The following is a 17,787-nucleotide window of genomic DNA, read 5'->3' as shown; positions in this document are numbered from 1 at the left end:
CATTTACCTTTCAACCTACCCTATGCGTCCGTTTATAATTGTCTTACTCTTATGCTTAAGTTTTAATGCGGTAGCTCAAAATGAGCCTGATGAACTGGACATTATTACGCAAGCAATTGAAAATAAATCTAAGAACGACCCGCGAGAGGTACTCGCTTCATACACATATGACGTTTATGAGAAAACGGTTATTACCGATAGTCTCAATGGAAGCACACACAACTTCTTTTCTGAAAAAGTAAGCCAACTTCAATTTACAGAGGATCACCAGTTTTCGGAGAATATTATTGGATATCAGCTTGCTGGTTTTAAGAATCCGCGATACGAGGTGTTTGCTGTAAACGTACAATCAAGATCATTTTATGATGATGACTTTGTAATTTTCAATAATCGATATGCGGGAATTCTCTCAACAAGAGGCATGCGCAATTATAACTACAGTATAACTTCTAGTGGTGTAAATGGAGATTACCAAGTAAGTTTTAGCCCTAAAAAACCTAAGAAAATTCCTGGGCTTACTGGGACAATGACCTTAGATAAAAACACACTCGCTATAAAAGGCGTGCAAGTGCGTATTACAGATAAGCTTAACATTATTCTTAATCAAGAGTACACCTACATAGAAGACGCAAACATTTATTTACCACAGCAGCGAGAGTTATTTCTAGATAAAGGAAGTGAAGATCGCAAGCTGTCTTTCTTTAAAGGTCGCATCTCCATAGGTACTATAGAAAACGAAGTGCTAGAAGATATGGTCACTCGTAAGTTTCTTGTAGCTACTACTAGAATGAGTAATCATAATGTAAACGGCGATGTTGCCATTCCAGATTCTAAGTATGCTATTACTTTTAAGGAAGGAGCAAGCGAGCAACCAGAATCGTTCTGGCAAAACTATCGTACAACCCCGCTATCTAGCAAAGATGAACGCAGTTTCTCAGAACTAGAGCGCATTGTAAATGCCGAAAACATAGAACGTAGATTAGGGACTACTAATAATTTTAGTATTGGTTATTTTAGTTTTGACGCCTTCGATTTTGACCTTACCTATCCTGTAAAATTCAATAATTATGAGGGTTTGAGACTTGGCCTTGGTGGAGTGACTAATGAGTCTTTCTCTAAGCGTTTCCGTATAGAGGGCTATGGTGCATATGGATTTAAGGATCAAGATGTCAAGTATGGTATAGGAGCTGGCTATCTCCTAGATCCAGACAAGGGAGCATGGATTTCTGGAACGTACAACAGTGATCTTGAAGAAGTAGGTAATTATGCATATTTGACAGATCGCCGTGTGTATTCACTCTTTGAGCCACGCCTTGTAAACATCACACAGTTTTACAAACATCGCACTACTCGTTTAAATCTTGAATACAGATTAACACCACAATTACTTTCTGAACTACAGATTGCTCATAGAAGACTAGATCAAACAACACCTTATCGCTATAATAACAATGGCAACATCATACGCAATTATGATATTTCTGAAGTCACTGCCTCTTTCCGCTGGAGTCCGTCTAATAAATACTTAAAAACAGATAATGATATTGTTCCTGTTTACGAGGGGTATCCTATAATCTCTGGCCAAGTATCTCAGGCTATTGATGGTCTAGGAGGTGATCTCGAATTTACAAAACTTGCCGCCAAAGTATTTTACAGAGTAGATAGACTCAACAAATCTGCTACGGAGTTTCTGGTAGAAGGGAACGTTGGTTTTGGAGATTTACCTATTACACACTTGTTTCACGCTTTTCCTAATGCACCTACTAAGGAAACGATACTTCAGCGGTTTTCGGTGGCTGGGGTTAACAGCTTTGAGACTATGTTTTTTGGAGAATTCTTTTCAGACAAATTGCTTACTGCTCAGGTAAAACATAGACTGGCACCATTTAATATCTCTAAGAGCTTTAAACCAGAATTGGTTTTTATAAGCCGTTTTGCCATAGGAGATATAAGTAACCCAGAAGATCACCTCGACATCGGGGAGTTTGGCTCGCTTAGTAAAGGATATACAGAAACTGGTTTTGAACTCAACAAGCTACTTTTTGGTTTTGGGACGAGTCTCACCTACCGTTATGGCGCATATCACTTACCTAACTGGGGAGATAACATTGCGTTTAAGTTTACATTTAATCTCAAACTGTAGTAAACCTATCGTAACCTCATTCGATTTACTGAACCTAGGTTAATTTTTTACGCTTTCGCGAAAGCGTAACCCCTACCACCTACAAGCCTTTGTCAATTTGCCCGCATATCTGCATCCAAAAGAATATCTTTGCGGTGCTAAAACAAGTCAATGGCAAAATTTCTGAGTAAAGGTTTTTGGGAGTCTGTAGCGAGTTTAATACTACGCAATCGTCCTTTGATTCTCATTCTTATTGTGGGTTTCACCATTTTCTTAGGTTTCCAATGGCGCAATATGCGCTTTACCTATACAGAGGCAAACTTACTTCCTGACGACCATGAAGTAAATCTAGAATACCAGAATTTTAAAGATAAGTTTGGTGAGGAGGGGAACCTCATTGTGTTAGGAATACAAGACGAACGTCTCTTTACTCCTGATGTACTTACCGCTTGGAATGACTTATCTACCAAGATTGCAAAGGCAGATGCTGTTGCATTATCCCTTTCTCTTAAAGATCTCAAGATATTAGACAAACAAGAAAATCCGCAGCGATTTGATCTTGTTCCCTTCATGACAGATAGTACGCTCACTGCCGAAAGTGCTGCTAGTTATAGAAAATTACTCTTTGACGATTTACCATTTTATGAAAATCTGATTTACAATAAAGAGACAGGTACCGTACGCTCTGCGGTATACCTTAAGAAAGATTTAATCAACACTCCAGCGCGTTTAGATTTTGTTGTAAATGATCTTATGCCAGCGATCGCGACTTTTGAAAAAGATTACGACATCGATGTGCGCACCAGTGGGATGCCATACATACGAACGCTCAATGCTCAAAATATTATTGATGAGATAGGCATTTTTGTAGGTGCAGCATTACTAGTTACTTCTTTTATATTTTTCTTTTTCTTTAGATCATACAGAGCAACCTTTATCTCCATGATTACGGTAATCATAGGTGTGATGTGGGCTTTTGGATTTCTAGGATTACTTGGATACGAGATTACAGTACTTACAGCTATTATCCCACCGCTTATTATTGTGATTGGGATTCCTAACTGTATTTTCTTAATTAATAAATACCAGCAAGAGTATAAAAATCACGGTAACCAAGTAAAAGCGTTACAGCGTGTTATTACCAAAGTAGGTAATGCAACCTTAATGACTAACATTACAACAGCTTCTGGATTTGCTACTTTCATTCTTACTGAGAGTTCGCTATTAAGCGAGTTCGGTGTGGTTGCAAGTATCAATATCATCGCTATATTTTTACTTAGCTTACTTATCATTCCTATCATTTACAGTTATATGTCTCCTCCTAAGGAGAAGCACCTTAAACACCTAGGTAAAACTTGGATAGAAGGGTTTGTAAACTGGATGGAGCGCATGGTACGTACTAGACGCACTGCAATTTATGCCTCTAGTGTATTATTACTTGCTTTGAGTATTATAGGTATTTATCAAATACGCATATCTGGTTCGCTCATAGAAGACATGCCTAAAAAAGCCGACTTCTATAAAGACATAAAGTTTTTTGAGGAAGAATTTGATGGTATTATGCCACTTGAGATTCTGATTGACACTAAGAAAAAACAAGGAGTCATGAAGCTTGCCACGCTTAAACGCATGGAAGAGCTAAGTGCTACCATAGAGGAGCAACCAGAACTCTCTGCACCTATATCTATAGTAAATCTTGTAAAGTATGCAAAGCAAGCCTACTTTAATGGAAATCCTAAATACTACCAACTTCCTACCAGCAACGAGCGCAATTTTATACTGCCGTATGCAAAGAGTTTTGATAATGATCAAAATCTCATGGGAGCCTACGTAGATAGTACGGGTCAATATGCCAGAATCACCACCTTCATGAAAGATGTAGGTACTGACAAGATGGAACGTGCTGAAGAAAATATTCAACTAAAAATAGACAAGCTCTTCCCTGAAGAACGCTATGAGGTTACCATGACAGGTACTGCACTCGTTTTTCAAAAAGGAACAGATTACCTCGTAATGAACCTTGTGATAAGTCTATCACTTGCCATCTTACTCATCGCGCTATTCATGGCGTGGATGTTCAAGTCACTACGTATGATTATAGTGTCCCTCATCCCTAATTTATTACCACTACTAGTTACGGCGGGTATGATGGGCTTTATAGGCATCCCTATCAAGCCATCTACAATACTTGTTTTTAGTATTGCCTTTGGGATCTCTGTAGATGACACAATTCACTTTCTTGCCAAATACCGTCAAGAGCTCAAAGCCAATAAGTGGAAGATCAAAAAGTCTGTTTACGGTTCGCTACGTGAGACAGGTGTAAGTATGTTTTACACCTCAATTGTATTATTCTTTGGCTTCTCTGTGTTCATGATTAGTAGCTTTGGAGGAACTGTAGCACTAGGTGGTCTTGTAAGCGCAACACTTCTCTTTGCAATGCTAGCAAACCTTTTACTCCTACCATCACTGTTGTTATCCCTAGAAAAAGAGATTGCAAATAAAGACACCTTTAAAGAACCTGCACTACAAATTGTGGAACGTGAGGGTGATGAAGAAACTGTTGATAAAGAGCTTGAGTAACTAGGCATTCCCTTTGTATCTTTATACAAAAAGGCATGACAGATCAGTACTTTAAAAAAGCACAAGACGAGTTACAACTTGGCGTCAACAAAAAGGGACACCCGTTTAGGTACACCACTATGGGAACGGTAGATGCTTCTGGAGTTCCTGCACTAAGAACTGTTGTACTAAGACAAGTTACAGACGATTTTAAACTGAGAATTTATACTGACAGTAGATCCAATAAAATAGCTCAGTTACTCCAAAATGACGTTACTAGCCTACTCTTCTACCATCCTAAAAAATTGCTGCAGATTAAAGTTACAGGAAACGCGTCTATCATTACAGATCCCGTAGAGCTGCAACGCTATTACAGCGGCGTGCAGCCTTCATCAAAAAAAGATTACACTACCACTGATGCTCCTGGATCAGAGATTTCAAACCCAGATGCGGTAGACTACCTTGAGAACACGCATTATTTTACTATTATTGAGATTGCACCTACACATTTAGAGTTTCTTCAGCTTAAGAGACCTAACCATATTAGAGCGAGTTTTACACTCGAAGATGGAACATGGAATGGGCAGTTTTTAAACCCTTAAGGGTACGCTTTCGCGAAAGCGTGAAAACCTTTTTTACACCTCATCTTGAGCACTGCTGTAAATCTCAATAAAGAGTAATGCGCCTTAGCGTATATTTCAGTCCATTTACCCCTTACCCTACCACAAAAATCTTTTATATTTGCCCTCTATCTAGAGAATTCATTTAAATAAGATACAATGACACATACGCCTATTATAGCGCTACTCGAAAGTGACAAAATTCATCAAGAATTTACGGTAAAAGGATGGGTAAGATCCTTCCGCGGAAACCAGTTTATCGCACTTAATGATGGTTCTACTATTAATAACCTTCAGTGTGTAGTCGATTTTGAAAATACAGACGAAGCACTTTTAAAGCGTATCACTACAGGTGCTGCCGTTGCCATCAAAGGAACTTTAGAAGAAAGTCAAGGTGGAGGGCAACGTATAGAAATAAAAGTAAAAGATATCCAGATTGAGGGCGATGCAGATCCTCAAGAATTAAAAAACACAATACTCTCTCCTAAGCGTCACACACTAGAAAAACTACGTGAGCAGGCACACTTAAGAGTTCGCACTAACACCTTTGGCGCTGTAATGCGTTTACGCTCAAAGTTATCGTTTGCCATACACGAGTATTTTAATAAAAATGGCTACTTCCATGCACACACGCCTATCATTACCGGTAGTGATGCAGAGGGAGCTGGTGAGATGTTTCGCGTAAGCGCACTGGATCCAGAAAATCCGCCACGCACAGAAGATGGAAAGATTGATTACAGCAAAGACTTCTTTGGAAAAGAGACTAACCTTACGGTTTCTGGACAGCTAGAAGGAGAGACATATGCATTAGGACTTGGGAAGATTTATACCTTTGGGCCAACCTTTAGAGCAGAAAATAGTAACACTTCTCGTCACCTTGCAGAGTTCTGGATGGTAGAACCAGAGATGGCTTTTTGTGATCTAGATGGCAACATGGATCTTGCCGAAGATTTTATCAAGTATGTAATTAACTACGCACTAGAAAACTGTCAAGATGATCTTGAGTTTCTAGAAAACAGATTAATTCAAGAAGATAAGAGCAAGCCAGAAGCAGACCGTGCGCCTATGCCACTGCGCGAGAAGCTGAGCTTTATAGTAGACAACAACTTTAAGCGTGTAAGCTATACGGAGGCAATTGACATCCTGCGCAATAGTAAGCCTAACAAGAAGAAAAAATTCAAATACCCAATTAATGAATGGGGAGCAGATTTACAGTCTGAGCATGAGCGTTATCTTGTAGAAAAGCACTTTAACTGCCCAGTAATCTTATTTGATTACCCAGCAAACATAAAGGCATTTTATATGCGCCTTAACGAAGATGGTAAGACCGTACGTGCGATGGATGTACTTTTCCCTGGAATAGGTGAGATGGTAGGAGGATCACAGCGTGAGGAGCGTCTAGATGTTCTTAAAGAAAAAATGGCTGCCTTAGATATCTCTGAGGAGGAGCTTTCTTGGTATCTAGACACTCGCAAGTTTGGAACGTGTACGCACAGTGGTTTTGGTCTTGGTTTTGAGCGCCTTGTGCTATTTGTAACGGGAATGACAAACATACGTGACGTAATACCTTACCCACGTTTTCCTGGTCACGCGGAGTTTTAGAATATACTTTCTTTCGCTTTCGCGAAAATTTGAATATATCAACTATTATAAATCCAACGTACTTAGGTATGTTGGATTTTTTTTGTGGGGATTGGATGCTCACTCTTGTGGAATATCCTCCCTAGCTTTAGATTTCAAACAGGGCTGTGCTTACTCTTGCCTGCTTACTCGGATGTGCTTACTCCTGCGAAACATCCTCCCTAGCCCTCCTTCGAAGGAGGGGACTTAAATTCTCAAATCCAACTGTTCTCACTCGAGTGTGCTTACTCGTGCCTGCTTACTCTTGTGAAACATCCTCCCTAGCCCTCCTTCTAAGGAGGGGACTGGAATTCTCAAATCCAACTGTTCTCACTGGAGTGTGCTTACTCGTGCCTGCTTACTCTTGTGAAACATCCTCCCTAGCCCTCCTTCGAAGGAGGGGACTGGAATACAGCATCAATTTGTGCTTTTGTCATCTCGACGTTAGGAGAGATTTCAGAAACAAGCTTAGAAACTGATTGTTCATACTCAGGTGTGCTTACTCACGTGCGCTCACTGTTATGTGATTTCTCCACAGGGTCGAAATGACGAGGGTTTCGATTCCAAGTTCAGTTTCAGTTTCGACTTTTATTGCTTACTCTTTTGGAACATCCTCCCTAGCCCTCCTTCAAAGAGGGGACTTGAATACAGCATCAATTTGTGCTTTTGTCATCTCGACGTTAGGAGAGATCTCAGAATCAAGCTTAGAAACTGTTTGTTCTTACTCGGGTGTGCTTACTCGTGCCTGCTTACTCTTGTGAAACATCCTCCCTAGCCCTCCTTCGAAGGAGGGGACTGGAATACAGCATCAATTTGTGCTTTTGTTATCTCGACGTTAGGAGAGATCTCAGAAACAAGCTTAGAAACTGATTGTTCATACTCGGTTCTGCTTACTCAGGTGCGCTCACTGTTATGTGATTTCTCCACAAGGTCGAAATGACGAGGGTTTCGATTTCAAGTTCAGTTTCAGTTTTGACTTTTCTTGCTCACTCGCACGAAACATCCTCCCTAGCCCTCCTTCGAAGGAGGGGACTTGAATGAAATGCTCAATTAAACCCGCTCACTGTTATGTGATTTCTACACAAGGTCGAAATGACGAGTGTTTGTTCAAATTTCAAGTTCAGTTTCAGTTTTGACTTTTCTTGCTTACTCTTGCGAAACATCCTCCCTAGCCCTCCTTCGAAGGAGGGGAGTGGAATGAAATTCTCATTTAAACCTGCTCACTGTTATGTGATTTCTCCACAAGGTCGAAATGACGAGGGTTTCAAGTTCAGGTTCAACTTCTCTCAATTGAACCTGCTCGCTATTATGTGATTTCTCCGTGGGTCGAAATGAGGGCGGTTTGTTTAAAATCATCTTCATATATTTGATATTGTATGAATTACAATCATGCGTTTTAGTTTGCAGTAATGAAGTTATCACGGCAAGTGATGATGCTTTATGGCTGTCTCATTTTCAAAATGACTCAATAATCATGACCTGAACGAACTATGCTCACTTCCTATAAAGGGACATTTACCCCTACCTCATGAGTAGTAGGCATAGTATACTTGTATTTCCCTAGCTTGGTTAACGTTTTATTTATATTAATACTAACCAAAATTCTAATACACATGAAAACATGTAAATTTCTAACCTTCCTTTTATTGGGCGGATTCATAATGCTAAGCTGCGGCGGTGAAACCAAGGGTACGCCTCACACAGATGACCACGATGAAGAACCTCTGGCTGTACCTAGCACCATAATTTCATTGCAAGAAGCAGAAGATATGTACCACAGGTTTGGGAACCAAAGAGTACCACTTATAGAAAAATCAGTAAACATCGATAAAGAAGGTGACTCTATTAAGCCGGAAGATGATCGCTATATACAAGCAACTCGCTCATTATCTATGGAGTACAAAGACCTTAAGGCATACCTAGCTTTTATTGAGGAACAAGCAAAACTGGCAAATGATACTAAAATCTCAGGCTTACGTATTTATTTTTCTCAGTATAAGAAAGGTAAAAATGATGGCAGGGCGACCGTTTTTTTAAACCCTATAATGGAGGCAGGACAAAAAGGAGACATTAGAGATGATGTAGCTTTTGCAATAAAAACAAATGGTAATAAAAGTACAGCTGTACCTGTAGGGAAGCTTATTAAGATTCCATCTGAAAAATCTAATAGAGCAGACTTGACAATGCCCATACAGAATGGCGTACAGAGTTTAGCGGGGAATAGTTTGCCTTGGAATCCACCACCAAAAAATGATCCAGATGATTTTCAATAAAACTAAGCCGTTTTAAATGTATGAAGAATTCAAAATTGCAGTAATAACATCTGAATATATAGCAGCAATATTTGCGGCTATATATTTCTATAAGTATCGGAATTCAAAACTCAAATTGCTGCTAATTATAATGTGGTACATACCTATTAATGAGGTATTAGGTCAGTACTTATTTGCAAGAACTGAAACTGGATACCTACTTTACAATTTGTATCGCATTATAGTACCTGCAAGTTTTGTATATCTGATTGGCACACAAATTTCAGATTCATTGAGAAAGAAAATTGTATTTGCACTTTCTGCTTTTTGTTTTCTCACTTTTTTGATAAGTATCTATTTTTCAAACCCACTTAAACAATTCTCGAGAACTACTTTCACCATTTTTACAATTGCTGTGTTAATTTCATTATTAATCTATTTCATAGAGTTATTAAAATCTGACAAAGTATTAAATATGAGTAAAAATTTATTTCTATGGATTGCTCTCGGTTTTCTAATATTTTTTATTTCATTCCCTGTAATCTTACTCGCAAGAGAGTTTGTAAGTGACGGAGACAAAATAAATAGATCGTTAAATTATATTCAATTTACAGTGTCCATTTTATCATACCTCACTATTGCCTTTGGCTTCTATTATGGAAATAAGATAGAAATGGACAAGTAAAACAGTCTTACTTAAAAACAACACACTGTACACCTTGTGGACTACCTAATATACATAGTGCTATTATTTGAGTTTGCTGCCGCAATCTCTGCCACTGTATATTATAAAAAGTACAAGTCAACCCCATTAAAATGGATGCTACCGCTGTTATGGTATATCGCCATTAATGAGTTTGCTTGTCACATACTACTAGCACCCTATAGGTTTGAGATACTTTATAATTTTTACGAAGTTATCGTTTGTTTAGGCTTATTAATAATCACAAGATTGCATTTATCACATCATATACGCATCGCTATCGCAAATGTATTAATCGTAATAAGCGCTATCGCATTTACTATTACTGCGATTACTCAAGACCCTTTTAATGACTGGCCTGTATACTCATTTACGTTATCTACCATATTAATCATTATAGCACTCACGCTATACCTAATAGAGCAACTAAGAAGTAATAAAATTGGAGCATATAGCAGAGATATCTTTTTGTGGGTGAGTATTGGTTTTTTGATATTCCACATTTCATATCCCGTTATAATGTTTTCGAGATACTTTCTTGTTACGGATAGTATTTTTCTATATGAGGCAATTTTTCTTATTCAATTCATTGCAGTAATTGCGTGTTATGGCACGATTGCATTTGGTTTTTATAGAGGAGTACATTCAGCAACTTTAATAAGGCGTACCTAATGATTAAGGAAGAAGTTCTTGTCATATGGCTGGTCTGCGTGACCATTTTGTTTCTACTATTTTTAGTAGCGACTTTGTTTTGTGCGATTGCGCTGTATTATCGTTTTGATAATAAGCCGCGATTGCCGTAAATACAGTTTTTCTTATTTTGATATAAAATTTTAGTGTCGAGTACGCTTTCGCGAAAGCGTAACACAGCACACCAGGAGTATAATATTTTACAAGTTCACTCTTTATAATTTATTACCTTACAGCACTAACTTAAAGAAACCCCTACTTGAGTACTCTAATGTATATCTCAGAAATTATAGTGGCACTTGTGGCAACTATCTACTTTTCTAAGTACAAACGGCTCCCTATAAAAACCATACTGTATATTCTCTGGGTTGCGGTCATTACTGAGAGTATGGCTAAAATATACTCACACTACTACCACAATAATCACTGGGCATATAACCTTTATGCATTCTTGTTTTACATCTTGTTTTATAAAATGGTGTATGATCACATAGAAAACACGACTCGAAAACGCATTGTAAAGTGGTTATCTACAGTGATGATTATAGCCATTATTATTAGAGCCTTTACTGTACCTGTGGTCACGCACTACATGAGTATTATCTTTAATATTGCCATGATTTTATTAGTCGTTTTATTAATGTACTATGCCATAGATCGCCTTAAGAGCGATGCACCGCTTAGGCTTAAAAACCAACTTGAACTTTTTGTGTTTGCTGGGTACTTATTATTTGGAATCACCTTTATCCCATTGGCTCCATTTGTGGTAGGCCAACTAGATTTTCAGTATTCACGAGAGGTATTAAGCACCTTACGAGCAGTACAGACATTTTCTCTTGTAGTAACTAATATTATTTTAGTGTTTGGATTTATATGGACAGACCCTAAGAAAGTAAGTGCTTACGAAATGTAGTTGTTTATAGTACGCTTTCGTGAAAGCGTATTCTTAAAACCATTAAACCTTGACTTTGGGGTAAATGCCCTATGGGTAATCAATATCAAAATAAGTACCTTCAACATTCATTATAATTACTCCAATCCAAATTATGCTTCTTATCCAAAATCAAGATAATGGCACACTATTTATAGTCCTAGTGGCTATTACCATATTACTATTGCTTCTAGTTGTTGTTGTAGTGCTCTTCTCTGTATTTATGAAACGTAAGAACACCTTACTCTTAGAACAGGAGAACACAAAGAAAAAGTTTGAAAAAGAAATTGCAGAGACGCAGATAGAAATACGTGAAGAGACACTACGCAATATAAGCTGGGAGCTCCATGATAACATAGGGCAGCTACTTACGCTAGCCAAAATACAAACTCAAAATTGTGGTGGTAGTCAGCAAGATCTTGACGAGGCAGCAGCTACTATAGGCAAAGGACTTACAGAAATAAGAGCACTCTCTAAGCTCATAAATCCAGAGGCACTAAAAAATATGTCCCTTCCAGAAGCTTTAAACTTAGAGTTAGAACGCTTTAACAGAATGGCGTATCTAAAACCATCTCTCAAAATTACAGGAACCCCTATTACTATAGATAAAAAGATTGAGACCATCATCTTTAGAATCTTACAAGAGTTTTTTACAAACACCATCAAGCACTCCAAAGCAACTAACCTTGACGTTAACCTACTCTATAAATCTGATACACTGCATGTCACTATAAAAGATAATGGTGTAGGCTTTAACTACGATCAAGCAAGATCAAAAAACGGCATAGGGCTCACAAATATTGAAACCCGTACAAAACTTATAGGCGCAACAATAGACTATAAATCAAACGTAGGCGAGGGCACAACGCTATCGCTTACTTACAAACCACAACCACAATGAAAACTATCGTTATTGTAGATGACCACACCTTATTAAGCCAGGCAATAAGCGGCCTAGTGAATTCTTTTGAAAATTTTAAAGTACTCTACACTTGTAAAAATGGTCAAGAACTTCTGGATAATCTTCGTTTTGAAAACAAGCGCCCAGACATCATCTTGATGGATGTAAACATGCCTATAATGGATGGTATAGAAGCTACCACACAGGTAAAAGACCTCTACCCTACTATTCTCATACTCGCGCTCTCTGTAGAAGAGGATGACCACACTATCTTACAAATGATACGCGCAGGCGCAAAAGGATATTTACTTAAAGACACAGAAAAAAAGACACTTGAAAATGCTCTCAACGAACTTGCAGTAAACGGTTATTATCACACAAATACGGTGAGCCAGCTCCTTGTAAAAAGTCTAAATGGTAACAATAAAGATGCATTGCGAGATCGAGAGATCGAATTTATAAAACACGCCTGTACAGAGATGACCTATAACGAGATTGCAGACGTTATGTTTTTAAGTCCAAAAACTGTACAAGGATATCGTGATAGCGTATTCTCAAAACTCAACTTAAAAAACAGGACTGGCTTAGTGATTTATGCACTTAAAAATGGGCTATTTAGACCCTAATAAGGTAAAAATATAGATTAAGTTAAACTAGCCACTGCTTTGAGTACTTCCTCTAGCTTACGCACATCAATCTCCTCTGGAGCATGATATCTAAGCGAGCGTAATTGCTTGCGGCCTTCTCCAGCGATTAATACATCATCAAAGCCCCGTATGAGTATCCCCTTAGGAAAGCCGACATCTACAAATGTCTTTCTAAAATTTAAAAAGCAGAACATCTTACCTTTAAGCTATAAAATGGCAAATGCCATTTATAACTTTCCTCTACGTCAGGAACGGTATGCTTAATTACAGCTTGTAGCTCCATAAGCATAGAACGCCAAGGCTCTGGTTTAGCGAGGATGTATTCTTCGGCTGGGTTCATTGTTTTGTTTTATATTTAGTTTTTAAAACTAAAGATCTTGAAAATAAAACATTTAGCAATCGCATTTCTTTTTTTCTCACTCCTTGCAAACAGTCAGACAATTGAAGAACTAGAACAGCAGGTTAGCACTTATCCAAAAACACTAAATACCATTGAAGACATTACTTATAGAATCCACAATGACTTTAACTCCAAAGAACTACAAGCAAGAGCTGTCTACACTTGGATTAGTAAGAATATTGCCTACGATTTGAGCAGGTATTACAGCTTTAGATCTCCTCCATTAATGATATATCGTTCGTCAAAAGAACAAGCGAGACAATTGAGAAACTTAGAGAGGCAACGAATCAATAAAACTCTAGAAAGCAAAAAAGGAATTTGCGGTGATTATGCATCATTATTTGTTGCGCTTTGCGAAAAATTAGAAATTCCCGCTAAAAAAATCCGAGGTTATACAAAACTAAACCCAAATTTTATTGGGGCAGATCCCGGCATGAAAGATCATTTATGGAACGCTGTATACTTGGATGAGGAGTGGCACTTGGTAGATACTACCTGGGGAGCTGGCTATGAAGTAGAGTATAAAACAAAATGGGAATTCAATTTTTCAAATAAATTCTATAAAGCTCCACCAGAGGTTTTTATTCAGCACCACTACCCTGGAAATCCAACCTGGCAATTACTCGAAAAACCAATATCAAAAAAAACATTTTTCTCAAAACCAGTATTTTACACCTACTACAGCTCATCAGATATTCATCTAGCTGATGATCACGAAGGTATTTTAACAGAATATAAAAATGACACTTATCTGATTTATTTTGATAAGCTCCCAAAAGGAAAGGAAATTTATTACCAAAATGCATCGTTTAAATTTGCTAAAAAGCTTTTTATCCACAGAAAAAACAACAAATTGGTAGCAAAAGTTAAAGTCAAAAATCCCAGCCAACCTTTTCTTACACTCTTTACTGATAACAAAGCAATTGTAAATTTTAAATTAGAAAGGGCATCTCAATAAATATAGATGCTATTTTAAATCATTATCTTCCTACTCTGATTCACCATACATTCTTCTTTTTTATGATTGACTTATCTGGCTTAGATATTGCCATTATTATTGCTCTTTTTGTAATTATTTTAGGCGTAGGTTTTTACGTAGGCAAAAGCGCAGGAAAAAACACTACACAATACTTTCTATCGGGTCGTAATATGCCGTGGTGGCTTTTAGGGCTTTCTATGGTCGCTACTACCTTTTCCACAGACACGCCTAATCTGGTTACAGATATTGTGCGTACTAACGGTGTCTCAGGTAATTGGGTATGGTGGGCATTTCTCGTTACTGGATTACTGACGGTATTTGTCTATGCAAAACTATGGCGTAAGTCTGAGGTAAAAACAGATATTGAGTTCTATGAGCTGCGTTATGGTGGTGCTCCTGCTCGTTTTTTACGAGGATTCAGAGCGATTTATTTAGGTATTGTTTTTAACGTACTGGCTATGGCGGGTGTTACACTAGCTGCCATAAAAATAGGCGAAGTGATGCTAGGTCTCGACCCAGTAACAACGGTGATAGTTGCTGGAGTGATTACCGTTGTCTTTAGTGCCATAGGCGGCTTTAAAGGAGTGGTTTATACAGATTTTATATTATTCTTTGTTGCAATGGCAGGAGCATTTGGTGCTGCATATTACATCGTAGGTATGCCCGAAATAGGCGGACTAGAAGCATTAATTTCTCATGAAAATGTAAAAGATAAAATCAATCTCCTTCCAGATTTTAACGATACAGAGATGCTTATTACACTTCTCATCATCCCGCTAGCGGTACAATGGTGGAGTTCTTGGTATCCAGGTTCTGAGCCTGGAGGTGGTGGATATGTAGCGCAACGTATGCTTGCTGCCAAGGATGAAAACCACGCCATAGGAGCAACCTTTTTCTATAACATCATGCACTACGCATTACGCCCATGGCCGTGGATTCTGGTTGCACTTGCTTCTCTTATTATCTTTCCAGACCTCGCAAGTATTCAAGAGGCTTTCCCAAATATATCTGAAGATAAACTAGGACAAGATCTAGCATACTCTGCAATGCTTACCATGTTACCTAGCGGTTTGTTAGGTCTCGTGCTCGCATCACTATCTGCCGCATATATGAGTACCATAAGTACGCACCTCAACTGGGGAGCATCTTACGTGGTTAATGATGTTTATGCACAACAAATTAAACCTGACGCCACCGAGAAAGAGCTCGTAGCTGTAGGTCGTATTACCACGGTAATTCTAATGGTGATAAGCGCACTCATTGCCTTGGCACTTACAAATGCAATACAACTCTTTAATATCATACTGATGTTTGGTGCTGGTACAGGACTCATATTTATACTAAGATGGTTCTGGTGGCGCATTAATGCGTGGACAGAGATAAGCGCTATGCTTGCCTCTGGTATAATTTCTATCCTCATAGAATTTACTTCACTAGGTGAAACACTCTTTGGAGCTAGTGGGATGTTACCAGCGTATGCCAAGTTTCCTTTTGTGGTTTTTAGTTCAACGCTTATTTGGCTTATTGTTACTTATCTCACACAACCAGAAACTAAAGAAACACTTTATGCGTTCTATAAAAAAACTCAACCTGGAGGCCCAGGATGGAAAAAAATTATAATAAAAGCAGACCAAGAACAAGTAAACATCATAAAAACTACAGAAAAGTGGAGTGTACCTATGGGTATTGTCGCAATGCTGCTGGGATGTGTATTAATTTACGGAACGTTATTTACCACTGGTTACTTCATTTATGGCCAACTGACTAATGCACTTATTGGATTGAGCATTTGCGTTGTATCTGCAGGATTACTACTCAGTGTTTGGAAAAAAATAAAAGGAAAAGTACTATAATGAGACTATCAATATTTATCACCATTTTGTGTTTGAGCTTAGGGCTTCAAGCACAAGAAACTACAGAGACATATCAAAAAGCTGTCGATTTAATTAAAAAAACGCCTGAATTTAAACAGACGGGAGCCACTGCAATTGCAGCATCGGCAGGGACCGTAAGTTTTACAAATCAAGCTTATGCATTCTGGCTAGATGGTATGGACACTCGTTTTGCAGATAAGGATTTTGAGAACTTCTTTGGTGATTTATATCAACCAATTGAGATTCCTGCTTTTAAAAAAGTACGAGATAAAAGAAGATCACGCTACCAGCTTTATGTTTCTGAGACCGAGAATGATATGTTTGTCATAGAAATGCTTTCGCGAAAACGTAAACGTACCGCAAAGTATCCTACCTTTTATCAAGGAGGAAGTACGTCGTTTCTATTTGAAAAAACAGCAACAGGCGTTCGACTTGTTGAGACACTAACATTGCAGAATAATTAGGGAATGATAGATTGCCAAAACATACTAGACAACACCTATAAAAAGGTGTTGAAAATGGAAAATAAAGGAGCCGTTGCTAGCTATATTCCTGAGCTATCTACAGTAGATTCAGATCAATTTGGCGTATGTCTCATTACAAAAAGCGGAGAACGGTTTACTTGTGGTGATTTCTCAAAAAAGTTTTCTATACAAAGTATCGCTAAGGTATTATCCCTAAGCCTAGTACTTTCAAAAATAGATGATAAACTTTGGGAGCGCATGGATTTTGAACCTTCTGGAACTGCTTTTAATTCGCTGGTACAACTGGAGAGTGAGAACGGAATCCCGAGAAATCCTCTTATTAATGCTGGGGCAATTGTAATGTGTGATATTATTTGTGACCTCTTTGATGATCCGAAAACGGCTTTATTAGATTACGTGCGAGAAGTATCAGGAATTAAAGATTTACAATACGCTACCGATATCGCCGCCTCAGAGCAAGCAACCGGCTATCGAAATTATGCACTAGCAAATTTCATAAAGTCCTTTAAAAACATTCATAACACATGTAATCAAGTAACAGATTTATACTTTCACCTCTGCTCCATAGAGATGACGTGCGAGCAACTGGCTTATACCTTTGGATTTCTAGCAAATCAAGGCAAGCAGATTCAAACAGATATGAAAGTTGTAAAACCCGCTCAGACAAAACGCATAAACGCCATTATGCAAACCTGCGGCTTTTATGATGAGGCTGGTGAGTTTGCCTTCCGTGTGGGTCTTCCAGGCAAGAGTGGTGTGGGTGGTGGCATGGTTGCCATTTTGCCTAACTCCTTCTCCATTGCTGTGTGGAGTCCAAAACTCAATAAACACGGTAACTCTTACCGTGGGATGAAATTTCTAGAGTATTTTACAGACGAGACTCAGGATACGGTTTTTTAAAACAATACAACCTTCCACACATCTCATTATCGCATTACTAGTAACTATTTTACTCATAGTAGTTTTATGGTTTTACAAAAAGAAATTACTTGCGAGTCGTAAAT

16 protein-coding genes are annotated in these 17,787 nt (G+C 38.2%); 14 read left to right on the top strand and 2 right to left on the bottom strand.

The window, feature by feature from the left end; translation table 11 throughout:
• Window positions 1-22: 22 nt before the first annotated feature.
• From SJY23_RS07225 to SJY23_RS07180, 10 genes are all read left to right on the top strand, one after another.
• Complete coding sequence (locus SJY23_RS07225) at window positions 23-2,143, top strand: DUF5686 family protein (RefSeq protein WP_396598015.1); 2,121 nt, start codon at window positions 23-25, stop codon at window positions 2,141-2,143.
• A gap of 150 nt (window positions 2,144-2,293) precedes the next feature.
• The gene (locus tag SJY23_RS07220; RefSeq protein ID WP_396598014.1) at window positions 2,294-4,702 is read left to right on the top strand and encodes an RND family transporter; all 2,409 of its coding nucleotides are present in this window, start codon (window positions 2,294-2,296) and stop codon (window positions 4,700-4,702) included.
• Between the two features lie 35 nt (window positions 4,703-4,737).
• Window positions 4,738-5,283, top strand: coding sequence for a pyridoxamine 5'-phosphate oxidase family protein (locus SJY23_RS07215; RefSeq protein WP_396598013.1), 546 nt, complete (start codon window positions 4,738-4,740; stop codon window positions 5,281-5,283).
• Window positions 5,284-5,460: 177 nt separating this feature from the next.
• Window positions 5,461-6,903, top strand: coding sequence for an asparagine--tRNA ligase (asnS, locus tag SJY23_RS07210; RefSeq protein WP_339849334.1), 1,443 nt, complete (start codon window positions 5,461-5,463; stop codon window positions 6,901-6,903).
• 1,631 nt (window positions 6,904-8,534) lie between these two features.
• Entirely contained in the window at window positions 8,535-9,194 is a 660-nt protein-coding gene (locus SJY23_RS07205) for a hypothetical protein (RefSeq protein WP_396598012.1), read from the top strand.
• 454 nt (window positions 9,195-9,648) lie between these two features.
• Window positions 9,649-9,858 (top strand): hypothetical protein, encoded by a 210-nt coding sequence (locus SJY23_RS07200; RefSeq protein ID WP_396598011.1) that lies wholly within the window; start codon window positions 9,649-9,651, stop codon window positions 9,856-9,858.
• 36 nt (window positions 9,859-9,894) lie between these two features.
• The gene (locus SJY23_RS07195; RefSeq protein ID WP_396598010.1) at window positions 9,895-10,548 is read left to right on the top strand and encodes a hypothetical protein; all 654 of its coding nucleotides are present in this window, start codon (window positions 9,895-9,897) and stop codon (window positions 10,546-10,548) included.
• 406 nt (window positions 10,549-10,954) lie between these two features.
• Window positions 10,955-11,479, top strand: coding sequence for a hypothetical protein (locus tag SJY23_RS07190; protein WP_396598009.1), 525 nt, complete (start codon window positions 10,955-10,957; stop codon window positions 11,477-11,479).
• 133 nt (window positions 11,480-11,612) lie between these two features.
• A complete protein-coding gene (locus tag SJY23_RS07185) occupies window positions 11,613-12,398 on the top strand; it encodes a sensor histidine kinase (RefSeq protein WP_396598008.1) in 786 nt (261 codons plus the stop codon).
• Window positions 12,395-13,024, top strand: coding sequence for a response regulator (locus SJY23_RS07180; protein WP_396598007.1), 630 nt, complete (start codon window positions 12,395-12,397; stop codon window positions 13,022-13,024). Before SJY23_RS07185 ends, SJY23_RS07180 begins: the two co-directional genes overlap by 4 nt.
• Before the next feature lie 17 nt (window positions 13,025-13,041).
• Here the strand turns inward: SJY23_RS07180 and SJY23_RS07175 are convergent, their stop codons facing one another.
• Together SJY23_RS07175 and SJY23_RS07170 are read right to left on the bottom strand one after the other, a co-directional pair.
• Window positions 13,042-13,239: a DUF1801 domain-containing protein gene (locus SJY23_RS07175; protein WP_396598006.1), complete on the bottom strand. Its 198-nt coding sequence runs from the start codon at window positions 13,237-13,239 to the stop codon at window positions 13,042-13,044.
• A complete protein-coding gene (locus tag SJY23_RS07170; RefSeq protein ID WP_396598005.1) occupies window positions 13,224-13,385 on the bottom strand; it encodes a DUF1801 domain-containing protein in 162 nt (53 codons plus the stop codon). The genes SJY23_RS07175 and SJY23_RS07170 overlap by 16 nt, the downstream gene beginning before the upstream one ends.
• A 37-nt stretch (window positions 13,386-13,422) precedes the next feature.
• On the opposite strand from SJY23_RS07170, the gene SJY23_RS07165 reads away from it, so the two are divergent.
• The 4 genes from SJY23_RS07165 (at window position 13,423) to SJY23_RS07150 (ending at window position 17,683) form a co-directional block, all read left to right on the top strand.
• Entirely contained in the window at window positions 13,423-14,403 is a 981-nt protein-coding gene (locus tag SJY23_RS07165) for a transglutaminase domain-containing protein (protein WP_396598004.1), read from the top strand.
• Window positions 14,404-14,465: 62 nt separating this feature from the next.
• Window positions 14,466-16,277, top strand: coding sequence for a sodium:solute symporter family protein (locus SJY23_RS07160; RefSeq protein WP_396598003.1), 1,812 nt, complete (start codon window positions 14,466-14,468; stop codon window positions 16,275-16,277).
• Window positions 16,277-16,762 carry a hypothetical protein gene (locus SJY23_RS07155; RefSeq protein WP_396598002.1) on the top strand — a complete coding sequence of 162 codons (486 nt, stop codon included), beginning with the start codon at window positions 16,277-16,279 and terminating at the stop codon, window positions 16,760-16,762. Before SJY23_RS07160 ends, SJY23_RS07155 begins: the two co-directional genes overlap by 1 nt.
• A gap of 3 nt (window positions 16,763-16,765) precedes the next feature.
• Window positions 16,766-17,683 (top strand): glutaminase, encoded by a 918-nt coding sequence (locus SJY23_RS07150; protein WP_396598001.1) that lies wholly within the window; start codon window positions 16,766-16,768, stop codon window positions 17,681-17,683.
• Window positions 17,684-17,787: the final 104 nt, after the last annotated feature.

Source organism: Dokdonia sp. R86516 (assembly GCF_044596715.1).
In the GTDB taxonomy this organism is placed as follows: domain Bacteria; phylum Bacteroidota; class Bacteroidia; order Flavobacteriales; family Flavobacteriaceae; genus Dokdonia.
Note: the sequence above shows the minus strand (reverse complement) of the source record. Positions and strands in the feature narration are given on the sequence as shown.